Origin of the sequence: Microcella alkaliphila (genome assembly GCF_004216855.1) — a bacterium.
GTDB lineage: Bacteria > Actinomycetota > Actinomycetes > Actinomycetales > Microbacteriaceae > Microcella > Microcella alkaliphila.
In genome coordinates this window covers 73,604-84,956 of record NZ_SGXT01000018.1, presented here as the reverse complement: position 1 = coordinate 84,956, position 11,353 = coordinate 73,604, and the positions used below count along the sequence as shown (strand labels likewise).

Here is an 11,353-nt window from a genome sequence, read left to right as displayed (position 1 = left end):
AAGAAGCGCGGAGGGCACCGACCTCGAGACAGCAGTCTACGGGTGCGCCGACCCCCCTTGCGCGGGCTCGGCCCTGAGAGACGCCAACAGACGCAAGACGTCAGACATTCCCTGCGGATCCGACACGCGGTGTGACGCAACCGTCGGGGCAGCACCAACCTTGATGCCGAGATCATCGTGCGTCAGCATGGCCAGAGCGTCTTCGTCGGTGACATCATCGCCGGCGAACAGAACCGCGTCCGGTCGAAATTCCTCACGGAGCACGGCGAGTCCGTCGCCTTTGGTCGCGTCGCGCACCGCGAACTCGATAAGGTTCTTCCCATCGCGCACCGTCAGGTCGGGGTCGGCTCGTCGCGCCGCCTCGCGGACGGTTTCCGTGAGCGCCCGAGCAGACGGAGGATCGACTGTTCGGGTATGCACGGCGAACCCAGCAGGCTTTCGCTCGATCCACGCACCGTCTACCATCTCGACGAGTGGCGCGATCACTGCCCGAAGCGCGTCGACGCGAGCGCGATCCGCGGGGGTCGCCGCTGGCCGCACATCGTCAACGGCAAGTCGCACCTCCAAACCGTGCGAACCGACGAGCGGAACACTACTCGGCACCCGCCCCGCCCGCGCCAGGCTGTCGAGCGACCGCCCGGAAACCAGGGCGACCACGGTGTTCGGTGCCGCAGCGAGGTCGCGGATCGCCTCGTGGGCTTCCGGCAGAGCACGCGCCTCATCGGGCACGTCGACTTCCGGCGCCAGGGTGCCGTCAAAGTCGAGGGCGACGAGCACGCGCGGGAGGGCCGCGAATCGGGTGACCGCCTCAATCAGGGCGGGGTCAAGGGCGACGCTCATCGCGCATCCCGAATGGCGTCGAGTTCGGTGAGGAACGACGCCGACCAGCGAGCCACATCGTTCTCGCGAACACGCTTGCGCAAAGCCCGCATGCGGCTCGCGCGCTCTCTCTGCGGCATGGAGGCGGCGACGAGCATCGTCTCCTTCAGACCATCGATGTCGTGCGGGTTGACGAGGAGCGCGTTCTTCAGCTCGTCGGCCGCTCCGGCGAACTCGCTCAGGATCAGCACCCCGTCGTTATCGTGGCGACAGGCCACGTACTCTTTCGCAACCAGGTTCATGCCATCACGCAGCGCGGTCACGAGCATGACGTCGGCGGCGAGGTACAGCGCGACCATCTCCTCGCGCGGATAGCCGTGGTGCAGGTAGGCGATCACCGAGTTGCTGATCGTCGCGTAGTCGCCGTTGATGCGGCCGACGGTCAGCTCGATCTCATCCCGCAGCTGCATGTACGCCTCGACGCGCTCGCGGCTGGGGCTCGCGACCTGCACGAGCACGCTCTCTCCGGCGCGGGTGCGTCCGTCGCGCAGGAGCTCGCCGAACGCCTTCAGGCGGTGGCGGATGCCCTTCGTGTAGTCGAGACGGTCGACGCCGAGGTAGATGGTGTCGGGGTTTCCCAGTTCGTCGCGAATCTCGGCCGCGCGCGCCTGGATGTCGGGACGCCGCGCCATCTCTTCGAACATGGCTGCGTCGATCGAGATGGGGAAGGCCTTCGCGATCGCCGTGCGGGGCGCGGCGCCCTCGGCGACGGGCACGCGCACCTCGTTGCCCTTCGTGCTGGTCGCGCCGAACAGCCGGCGAACGGCACGCGTGAAGTTGCCGGCGTCGGCGACGCGCTGAAAGCCGATCACGTCGGCGCCGAGCAACCCCTCGACGATCTGCTTGCGCCAGGGCAGCTGCGCGTAGATGCCGTAGGGCGGGAATGGGATGTGGTTGAAGAACCCGATGATCAGGTCGGGGCGCAGCGCTCGCAGCATCTTCGGCACGAGCTGCAATTGGTAGTCCTGCACCCAGACGGTCGCGCCCTCGGCGGCGATCGCCGCACTCGCCTCGGCGAAGCGTCGATTGACGCGCACGTACGCATCCCACCACTCACGGTGGAAACTTGGGGGCGCGATCACGTCGTGGTACAGCGGCCACAGGGTGTCGTTGCTGAAACCCTCGTAGTAGTCGGCCACCTCGTCGGCACTGAGCGCGACGGGTACGAGATACGTGCCATCGGCGCTGAACGGCTCGAGTTCCAGGTCGGGCTTGCCCGCCCAGCCGACCCACGCGCCATCGGATGCGCGCATCACCGGCTCGAGGGCCGTCACCAGACCGCCGGGCGATCTCTGCCACCGCTCAGTGCCGTCCGGGTCGACGACCCGGTCGACGGGGAGTCGGTTGGAGACGACCACGAAGTCGTAGTGGTGGCGATCGGTCATGCGCTGGCTCGTTCCTGCCGCCTCGGCGGCGGTGTTCGGGGGCTGCTCGTGAATCCGACGTGACCGTATCAGCCGAGATTCAGAGTTCTCTCAGAGACCAGGTGCGGGGCGCGGTGTTGCCCGCCGTACAACCCCGCGTTTTAACTCGCCGCCGAGTGTGGCTACGACGGCGTCGAGGTCATAGTCACCAGTGACCGCGCGACGCAATCGGCTCGAAGCCTCACCCACGTGCGCGACCTGTCCGACACTGACGACGTCACTGTCGCGGTCGAGAACATGTCCTCCGAGCGCGGTGGTTCAGCGCGCGATGTCGTCGCTCCGAGTTGGAATCCCGGTGAGCTCGATATCGACGCACTGACGCTCGACTTCTCCCACGCGGGCATGACCGGCAGGCCCGTGAGCGAGCTCGCCGCGGCCTGGGGAAATCGGCTTCGGCACGTGCACCTGTGCGACTCCAGCAGGGATAGTCCTCAAGGTCCGCTGGTGGGTGAGCACCCGCCCCCAGGCCACGGGGTACTACCCGTCGACGACGTCGTGCGGGCGCTGGCCGATCACCATTTCGAGGGCCTCGTCGTCGCCGAGATCACCACTCGGCACCGCGGCCGCGATGAGGAGGAGCGCGCCACGGTGCTCGCGGGGACCATGCGGTTCGCTCGCACGCATCTGCGCGTAAACGCCACCTGACCGCGTCGGCTCACCCGGCCGCGTAGGCGGTTCGCACGGCCTGCGAGCGCCGACGCCGCGCAGCGAGCATGCTCAGCAGCATCGCTGCGACAGTGAGCAGCACGCTCACGACGAGGGCAGCGATCACACGGCTGGCGTCTCCCCCGGCGAGTGCCGCGAGCATCCCATCGGCGACGATTGGGATTGGCAGCACCGCAGCGAGCGCGGGGAACGGCGCGACGAGGGCATCGACGGGAATGACGACTCCCACGACGACCGCCTGAACGCCGAGCAGCACAAGCGAGCCGATCACGGTCACCGTCCTGCCGAGCGCGAGGGAGGCGGCCAGATGCAGGGCGGCGAAGGCGAACGAAGCGACGAGCGCGAGGCCGAGCAACGCCGGCAGCGTCGACCACGCCGCCCCCGCGAGCAGCGGAGCGAGGAGCGCGACGAGCGCGCCCTGCGCCACCGCGACCCCGGCCATGGCGGTGACCCGTCGTCGCAGCTGGGCACGAGCACCGAGGGCCGAGCCGACGAGGGCAGCGCCGCCCCGCGGCGCCGCGACGGCGGCGGCGAGCGCGCCGAGCCAGAGGGCGATCGGAGCGAGCACCGCGACGATGACGCCCCCGATGCCGTCCACCGGGTTGACTCTCTCGCTGTTGAGAGCGACGGGGTTGAGGATCACCGCCGGGTCGAGGTCGTCGGCGCTCGGAACCTCCGCGGCACCCTCCGTGAGTCCCGACCCTAGTTCGTCGGCACCGTCGGCGAGCTGGCTCGCCCCATCGGCCGCCTCCGCGGCACCGTCGGCGATGAGCGTCGCGCCGTCGGCGAGCGCCGTGGCGCCCGACGCGGTCTGGCCGACACCGCCTGCCAGCTGGTCGAGGCCGCCGGCCAGCTCGCCCAGACCGTCGGTGAGCCCGTCCAAGCCACCGACAAGCGGGGCGCCGCCTGCGGCAAGCTGGGATGCGCCGTCGGCGAGCGGCGCCCCGTTATCGGCGAGCACTCGCGCACCAGCGGCCGACTCGGCAACCCCGCCCGGCAGGGCGACGAGAGCGGACTCGGCCTGCGACGCGACCTGACCGGACGCCGTGGACAGTTGAGTAGCTCCCGCGGCGAGTTCCCCGAGGGCGAGAATCAGACCCTGCTGCTGCTCCTTCGGCAGGCCGGGGGTCGCCAGCGCACTCGCGATCACGCTCAGGTTGTCGGCCAAGAGGCCCCACTGCTCGTCGATTCCGACGACGGCGGCACCGAGCGTGGGAAGTGGCTCCACCTCGGCAGCGAAGGTCTCAAGACCGGTGGCAAGCTGGTCAACCCCGCCGACATAGGCCGTCACGCCGTTGGAGACTCCTTCGACGCCGCCGACGTAGTTCGCGAGCCCGTCGGCCAGCTGACGAGCGCCGTCGCTCGACTGCGCGGCACCGCCCGCCGCCTCGCGCGTGCCGTCGGCGAGAGCGCCCAACCCGACACCGAGTTCTCGAGCACCGGAGCCGATTCCGGCCGCACCCTCCCCCAGCGCCGCGACGCCGTCACCCAGCTCGCGCGTGCCGTCGGCGAGCTGACTCGCGCCGTCCCCCGCCTCGGCGAGGGCGGTTCCGAGCTCGCCGAGCCCGCCGACGACCCCCGCCAGAACTTGCTCGGTGATCTCCGCTCCGAACTGCGCGATGAGCCCTTCGCCAAGCGCCTGCGTGACGCTGCCGGCGAGGTAGCTGTGGGCGTCGTCCGTCTGGATGCGGATGGTCGCGATGCGGGCATCCGGCTCGCCGAGCGTCGCGATCGTGGCCGAGAAGTCGGACGGGATGGTGACGACCGCGTACACGTCGCCGGCCGCGAGCGCTCGCTCGGCCTCGTCAGCGCTCGTGGGACGCCAGTCGAAGCCGGGCGCATCGGGGCCGGTGAGCTCGGTGACGAGCAGGCGCCCGGCGAGAATCAGCTGCTCGTCGCCGTCGGGCCCGACCGTTGTGACGAACTCGTCCTCGTTGACAACGGCGGCGGGGATGCGCGCGAGCGGGTCGTCGTCGCCGCTTCCGAGGGCGGCGAGCGCCACCCCGACGATCGCGGCGGGCACGAGGGCCGCGGCGGTGAGGGCCGCGACGACGCGGGAAGGTCGACGGGTCATGAGGAGATCGCCTCCGAGTCAAGAATGCGAGTGGTCGGTGTGGGGCGCAGGCGGCCGGCCGCGCGGCCGTCCGCGGGAAGCGCAGCGACATGGTCGCCGACGAGGATGCGCGCCGCCGTCGGCGCCGCGACCTCCAGCAGCCGGTCGGCTGACGTGACGGTTGAGGGCGGCAGGTGACCGGCATCGACGAGCACGATCGGCGCCTCGTCGATGGCGCCGAGGGCGGCCGCGACGAGCGCGCGCGTGTCGGGGTCGAGCGCGGCGAGTGGAGCGCCGGGGTCGACGCGCTCGATGACGCGCGCAAGCTCGGGCTCGTCGGCCGCACGCAGTCGAGACGCGAGCGACGACAGCCAGCTGCCCGCGGTGCGCCGCGAGCGGGCTGCCGCCAGTCGCTCGCCGGCGAGGGTCGCCAGCGTGACTCCGGCGGGCAGCCGCACGGGGTCGAGGTCGACGAGGGTCACGCGCCGCGCGACGCGGGAGGGCTGTGACGGCAGGAGCCCATCGGCGACGCGCGCGCGGCCAGCGGTGACCGGCAGGTAGCCGGCGAGCGCGGCGAGCAGCGGGCGGCGCGATGCGGCGTCCATCGTCAGCGCCAGGCGCGCCCCGGCGGGCACGTCGGCGTCGAGCACGCCATCGACGCCCTCGGTCGCGAGCCCGTCGACGACGAGAGTCGACGATGCGTGCTCGACCGCCCAGACCTCGGCCTCGCGGTGCGCTCCGAGCGCCTCCCCCTCGATGTCGAGGTTGGGCAGGGCGCGATCGAGCGGCCGCGGGAACCACCAGCCGGCCTGTCCGAACAGCGTCATGAGGGCGGGCCCGAGCGTCATGCGCACGACGAAGGCGTCGACGGCGATACCGACGGCAAGGCCGAGCGCGACGGGCTTGATGAGGTTGAGGCCCTCGGGCACGAAGGCCGCGAAGACGAGGAACATAATGAGGGCGGCGGCCGTCACGACGCGGGCGCCGTTCGTGAAGCCCTCCTCGATGGCCTCGCGGGGACCCGCGCCGTGCACGTGCTGCTCGCGCATACCCGAGACGAGGAACACCTCGTAGTCCATCGCGAGGCCAAACAAGACCGCCATCAGGATGATCGGCATGAAGCTCAGAATCGGGCCGGGCTCGACGTGCAGCAGCTCGGCGCCGTAGCCCCACTGGAAGACGACCACGGTCACGCCGAGCGCGGTACCGACGGACAGCAGGAAGCCGAGCGCGGCCTTCACCGGCACGAGCACCGAGCGGAACACGGCCATCAGCAGCACGATCGACAGCCCGACCACGATGAGGGCAAACGGCACGAGCGCGTTTGTCAATCGTTCGGAGATATCGATACCGATCGCGGTGACGCCGGTGACGGCAATCGGGGTGCCGTAGCGAGCATCCAATTCGACGCCGAGGGCGCGAATGTCGGCGACGACCTGCTTCGTCTCCGCCGCGTCGGGCGCGGTCTCGGGCGCGACCCGGAAGATGGCGCGCTCGGTTCCCGGCGACGGGATGCCCTGGCTGACGTTCGCGACGCCCGGCACGCCCTCCAGCTCGGAGCGAATCGCGTTGAGGTCGTCGAGAATCTCAGTGGTCTGGGTGATGTCGACGGTGACGAGCAGCGGCCCCGCCGTGCCCGGGCCGAACGCGTCCGCGATGATGTCGTACGCCTCCCGCTGGGTCGTACCGGTCGGCTCCTTGCCACCATCGGGCAGGTTGAGGTCGAGGCTGAACGCCGGCAGCGACACGGCACCCAACACGGCGACGACGCCAAAGGTCGTCAGCAGCGGCCGGCGCATGACCCCGCGCACCCAGCGGCGCCCCATGGTCGGCTTTCCGCCGGCAACGGGATGCGCGCGCCGCCACGCCCGCGATCCCTCGCGCGGGATCAAGCGGTCGCCCGCAAGCCCCATGAGGGCGGGCAGCAGGGTCAGCGCGGCGACGACCGCCACAGCCACGGCGGCAGCGCCGCCGATCCCCATGATCGACAGGAATGGGATACCGACGACGAGCAGCCCCGTGAGGGCGATGATGACCGTGCCGCCGGCGAAGACGACGGCGCTTCCCGCGGTGCCCGCCGCGACGCCGGCCGACTCGTACGGCGACATGCCCGTCGCCAGCTGCGTTCGGTGCCGCGACAGGATGAACAGGGCGTAGTCGATGCCGACTGCGAGCCCGATCATGAGAGCCAGCAGGGGGGCCGCACTCGAGACGGGCACGAGCGAGGCGATGAAGAAGATGCCGCCCATCGAGACGCCGACCCCGAGCAGAGCGCTCACGATGGGCATGCCGGCGGCGCGCAGCGAGCCGAACGTGACGAGCAGGACGATGCCGGCGATGCCGACGCCGATCGCCTCGATGATCGAGATGCCGGGCACCTGGTCGGCGAAGATCTGCCCCGCGAACTCGACCCGGGCATCCCGCCCGTCGCCCGTGGCGACGACCGCCTCCAGCGTCTCGTCGGTGATCTCGGCCTGCTGGCCGACCAGGGTGGTCTGGATGATCGCGACCGAACCGTCGTCGCTCACCTGGTTGTCGGCGAACTCGTCGAACGGGCCGAGCACCTGGTCGACGCCGTCGATCGCGGCGAGATCGGCAGCGATGTCGGCAATCTCGGCGCGCACGCTTGCGTCGTCGACGCGCTGGCCCTCGGGCGCGACGACCACCGCCTGAACCGTGGCGCCCGACACCTGCGGGAAGAGTTCGCCGAGCTCGTCGAGGGCGTCCTGTGACTCGGTGCCGGGGATGGTGAAGGTGTCGTCGGTCGAGCCGCCGAGCCCGAAGCCGAGGCCGAGCAGGCCGATGGCGGCGAGCAGCCAGATGGCGAGGACGGTGCGGGCGCGCCGGTACGCGGCGCGGGCCAGGCGGTAAAGGAGGGTCGACACGGTTTAGTCCTTGGATTCGGGGGCGAGCAGTTCGCGCAGGACGGTGTTGAGGGCGGGGCGAATCTCATCGACGGGAGGGCTGTCGAGCCCGAGCAGGTCACTGGCGGCGAGCGTGTAGGCGGCGCCGGCGAGCGCGATGCCGTACCGCAGCTTCTCGAGGGTGCTGCCGGCGGCCAACTCGAATGCCTCGGAAAGCTCGCGCATGAGCGCTTGGGCGCGCGCGAAGGCGGGCACGTCCTGCTGGGTCGCCGACTGGTTGACGATGAGGTGCACGACTTCGCGGTGCGCGAGCAGGGCGTCGACGAAGCGCTCGAGGAAGGCGATGCGTTGGGCGCGGTCGGCGGCGACGTCGCCGATGCCGCTCACGATGGCGGTCAGCTCGTCGAGGGCGGGGGCCATCGCGTCGGCGAGCAGCTGCTCTTTGGAGGCGTAGTGGTAGAGCACGCTCGCCTTCGAGGTGCCGGCGAGGTCGGCGATGCGCTGCAGGCTCGTTGCCGCGTAGCCGGCGGACGCGAATTCGGTCAGCGCGATCTCGCGCAACTGGTCGTGGAGGCTCACGAGCCACCAGCGTATGTGACCGATTGGTCAGGTTCTGACCGATCGGTCAAAATCCGGGGATGCCCGGGGCCGATTCCCAGCCACGCCCGCGAATCTGGGCGCGCGCTGAGCGCAACGTGCATCCCGTGAGAGCGTCGCGATAGCGTGAAGGCTCCGATCACGCGAAGGGGATCCGATGCGCAAGTACCTGACCAACGGGGCCGTGCTGAGTTCGGTGTTCGGCGCCGTCGGCGTACTGAAGGCCACAAAACAGGGGCCCCGCGACTGGCGGCTCGCCCTCATGTGGGTGAGTTGGGGCATCAGCGTCGCGATCGCCGTCGGCACCGTGATCGAAGACAACAAAGAGCAGGACGCGATCGAGCGCTAGCAGCGGGAGGGTGCGCACCCGGCTGGGGCCAGCGCCGAAAAAACGTGCCGGGAGGCCCACCCCGAGGCCGAGGGCGACGAGGGCCGCCCCTCCCCCGGCGCGGACCACCGCGATGCGCGCCGCTTTCGTGGCGAACCAGTTACGCGCCGAGCCGACCGACACCTCATCGGCGCTGATGGCGTTGCGGTGCCGGATCGACTGGATGCCGACCCACACGAGCACGAGCGCCCCGCCGAAGGGGTGTGGTTACCTCTGCAGGGGCAGCAGCACCCCGATGCCGACGAATAGACCGCCCGTCACCCGGTTGAAGGTGCGCCCGACGCGCGCGAGCCAGGGTTGCACCGACTGCGATGCGCGGGCCACGACGAACTCGAAGACGATCTCGACGATCACGAACGTGGCCGCCATGGCGACGAACTGGGCGAGCAGGCTGGCGGTCGGGTCGAGAAATTGGGGCAGGAACGCGACGAAGAACAGGATGCCCTTCGGGTTGGTCGTCGCCGCGAGCAAACCCTGGGCGAACAGGCCACATGGATGCGCGGGGCGCGCCCCCGACGGCTGGTTCACCTGAATCGGCGGCGAGCGCCAAACCACGATGCCGAGGTAGACGAGGTACGCGCCGCCGGCGAGCTTGAGCCAGAACAGCAGGTCAGCGCTCGCGGCGAGCAGGGCTCCGATGCCGAAAAGTGACAGGGCGATCACGGCGGTGAATCCCAGGGCGCCACCAAGGATGGTGAAGGCCGTGCGCCGCACGCCGTGAAGTGCGCCGTGGGTGAGCGCGAGCAACCCGTTCGGCCCGGGCGTCAGCGACAGCCCGGCGCACGCCGCGAGGTACAGCCACCAGGTCTCGATCGCCACAGCGTCAGTATGGGGCCGACGGCCCCGTGCCGACAATGCGAAAGGCCCCGCACTGGCGAGAGTGACGGGGCCGTTCGTACACCCCCCGGGACTCGAACCCGGAACCCGCTGATTAAGAGTCAGCTGCTCTGCCAATTGAGCTAGAGGTGCGCAGCCCAGCGTGCGGGCCGAGAGGAAACGATAGCACCTGCGCGACCCCCTCGGCCACTCGGCGGGCACCCAGCCGCCGGAGGGCGAGCATCCATACACTGTCGAGCGGATGCGCGGACGACGGCGTCCGCACCGACCACCACATCGCACGCCCCGACACTCGAGGAGCCCGCCATGGCCGACCGTCTGGAAGCCGGAAACCCCGCCCCCGCCTTCACCCTCACCGATAAGGACGGCGCCGAGGTGTCGCTGTCGGAATACGCCGGCCAGAAGGTCGTCATCTACTTCTACCCGGCCGCCTCGACCCCGGGATGCACGACGCAGGCCTGCGACTTCCGCGACAACCTGAACTCGCTCGAGGCCGCCGGCTACCGCGTGCTCGGCGTGTCGAAGGACTCGGCCGACAAGCTGCAGAAGTTCGCCGACGACGAAGGCTTGACGTTCCCCCTGCTCAGCGACCCCGATCTCTCCGTGCACAACGCGTACGGCGCGTACGGCGAGAAGTCGATGTACGGCAAGACGGTCACCGGCGTGCTGCGCTCAACCTTCGTCGTCGACGAGGAGGGCGTACTCACCCACGCGCTCTACAACGTGAAGGCGACCGGCCACGTCGCGAGCCTGCGCAAGAAGCTCGGCATCGACGCGTAAGCCCCGCTGCGGTACTAGTCGCGCTCCGACAGGTACTCGGTCAGCGTCGGCGTCAGGATGAAGACGATGCCGAGCACCGACGGGATGATGATCCAGGAGGCGATGTCGGGTCGCGGCACGAATCCCTGCACGCTTCCCACTCCGATCGCCAGCTGCAAGAAGTGGTAGGTCAAAACGCTCCCGCGGGTCCACCCGCGGGCGCGGAGAAGGCCGATCACGGTCAGCACGAGCCACAGGCCGACGAGTGCCGCGCAGATCAAGAACGCCACCGCGGTTGCGGGAAAGTCCGCTGATTCGGCAGCAAATCGCAGGGCGAGAAACGTCGTGAAGCCGACGACGAACACCGTCTCGAGCACCACCAAGGCGATCATTGCGATTACCAGAGGTGTACGGCGGGTGTCTGACACGGTAAGAAATTGCTCCAAAAGTATTGATTTGACGTTCTCGACATGAGACTCTATAGGCCGTTGTTGTGACGCCTACAGCGCCGTGGGCGACGAACACTCTGTTCGTTTTCTGACCTACCCCCGATTCATTTCGGGGTGTAGCGCGTCCCCCAACCCTCGTGGCGCGCTATCGCCCAATGCTAAGGAGCTGTGCCATGGACTGGCGTGACAAGGCCGCGTGCTTGACCGCTGACCCCGAGCTGTTTTTCCCCGTCGGTAACACCGGCCCCGCGGTCGACCAGATCGAGAAGGCGAAGGCCGTCTGCGGCAACTGCCCCGTGACCGAGATCTGCCTGCAGTACGCCCTCGAGACGAATCAAGACTCGGGCGTCTGGGGTGGCCTCAGCGAAGACGAGCGCCGCGCCCTGAAGCGCCGAGCCGCGCGCGCCCGCCGCGCGTCCTAAGCGACTCGCACCGCG

11 protein-coding genes and 1 tRNA gene are annotated in these 11,353 nt (G+C 69.7%); 4 read left to right on the top strand and 8 right to left on the bottom strand.

Going from position 1 to position 11,353, the window contains the following annotated elements; all coding sequences use genetic code 11:
- Positions 1–36: 36 nt before the first annotated feature.
- Together otsB and EV140_RS11625 are read right to left on the bottom strand one after the other, a co-directional pair.
- Positions 37–840, bottom strand: a complete 804-nt coding sequence (gene otsB / locus EV140_RS11630; RefSeq protein ID WP_096422644.1) for a trehalose-phosphatase — start codon at positions 838–840, stop codon at positions 37–39.
- Positions 837–2,264 (bottom strand): alpha,alpha-trehalose-phosphate synthase (UDP-forming), encoded by a 1,428-nt coding sequence (locus EV140_RS11625; RefSeq protein WP_130284115.1) that lies wholly within the window; start codon positions 2,262–2,264, stop codon positions 837–839. Before EV140_RS11625 ends, otsB begins: the two co-directional genes overlap by 4 nt.
- Before the next feature lie 180 nt (positions 2,265–2,444).
- Here EV140_RS11625 and EV140_RS11620 point away from each other — a divergent pair, with 180 nt between their 5' ends.
- Entirely contained in the window at positions 2,445–2,948 is a 504-nt protein-coding gene (locus EV140_RS11620; protein ID WP_130284113.1) for a sugar phosphate isomerase/epimerase family protein, read from the top strand.
- A 10-nt stretch (positions 2,949–2,958) separates the two neighbouring features.
- Here the strand turns inward: EV140_RS11620 and EV140_RS11615 are convergent, their stop codons facing one another.
- Genes EV140_RS11615 through EV140_RS11605 form a run of 3 tightly spaced genes read right to left on the bottom strand, consistent with a single transcriptional unit; the run spans position 2,959 to position 8,465 of the window.
- A complete protein-coding gene (locus EV140_RS11615) occupies positions 2,959–5,043 on the bottom strand; it encodes a YhgE/Pip domain-containing protein (protein ID WP_130284111.1) in 2,085 nt (694 codons plus the stop codon).
- Positions 5,040–7,907: an MMPL family transporter gene (locus tag EV140_RS11610; protein ID WP_130284109.1), complete on the bottom strand. Its 2,868-nt coding sequence runs from the start codon at positions 7,905–7,907 to the stop codon at positions 5,040–5,042. Before EV140_RS11610 ends, EV140_RS11615 begins: the two co-directional genes overlap by 4 nt.
- 3 nt (positions 7,908–7,910) lie before the next feature.
- A complete protein-coding gene (locus EV140_RS11605; RefSeq protein WP_198674437.1) occupies positions 7,911–8,465 on the bottom strand; it encodes a TetR/AcrR family transcriptional regulator in 555 nt (184 codons plus the stop codon).
- Positions 8,466–8,640: 175 nt separating this feature from the next.
- Between EV140_RS11605 and EV140_RS11600 the strand changes: the two genes are divergently transcribed.
- Positions 8,641–8,832 carry a hypothetical protein gene (locus EV140_RS11600; RefSeq protein WP_096422656.1) on the top strand — a complete coding sequence of 64 codons (192 nt, stop codon included), beginning with the start codon at positions 8,641–8,643 and terminating at the stop codon, positions 8,830–8,832.
- Positions 8,833–9,078: 246 nt separating this feature from the next.
- Here EV140_RS11600 and EV140_RS11595 read toward each other — a convergent pair whose 3' ends face one another.
- The gene (locus EV140_RS11595) at positions 9,079–9,690 is read right to left on the bottom strand and encodes a LysE family translocator (protein ID WP_157985653.1); all 612 of its coding nucleotides are present in this window, start codon (positions 9,688–9,690) and stop codon (positions 9,079–9,081) included.
- Positions 9,691–9,767: 77 nt separating this feature from the next.
- A tRNA-Lys gene (locus EV140_RS11590) sits at positions 9,768–9,840 on the bottom strand.
- Between the two features lie 174 nt (positions 9,841–10,014).
- Here EV140_RS11590 and bcp point away from each other — a divergent pair.
- A complete protein-coding gene (gene bcp / locus EV140_RS11585; protein WP_130284105.1) occupies positions 10,015–10,488 on the top strand; it encodes a thioredoxin-dependent thiol peroxidase in 474 nt (157 codons plus the stop codon).
- A 14-nt stretch (positions 10,489–10,502) separates the two neighbouring features.
- Here the strand turns inward: bcp and EV140_RS11580 are convergent, their stop codons facing one another.
- Positions 10,503–10,859, bottom strand: a complete 357-nt coding sequence (locus EV140_RS11580; RefSeq protein ID WP_130284103.1) for a hypothetical protein — start codon at positions 10,857–10,859, stop codon at positions 10,503–10,505.
- Positions 10,860–11,089: 230 nt separating this feature from the next.
- Here EV140_RS11580 and EV140_RS11575 point away from each other — a divergent pair, with 230 nt between their 5' ends.
- Positions 11,090–11,338, top strand: a complete 249-nt coding sequence (locus EV140_RS11575) for a WhiB family transcriptional regulator (RefSeq protein ID WP_130284101.1) — start codon at positions 11,090–11,092, stop codon at positions 11,336–11,338.
- The last annotated feature ends 15 nt before the right edge of the window (positions 11,339–11,353 follow it).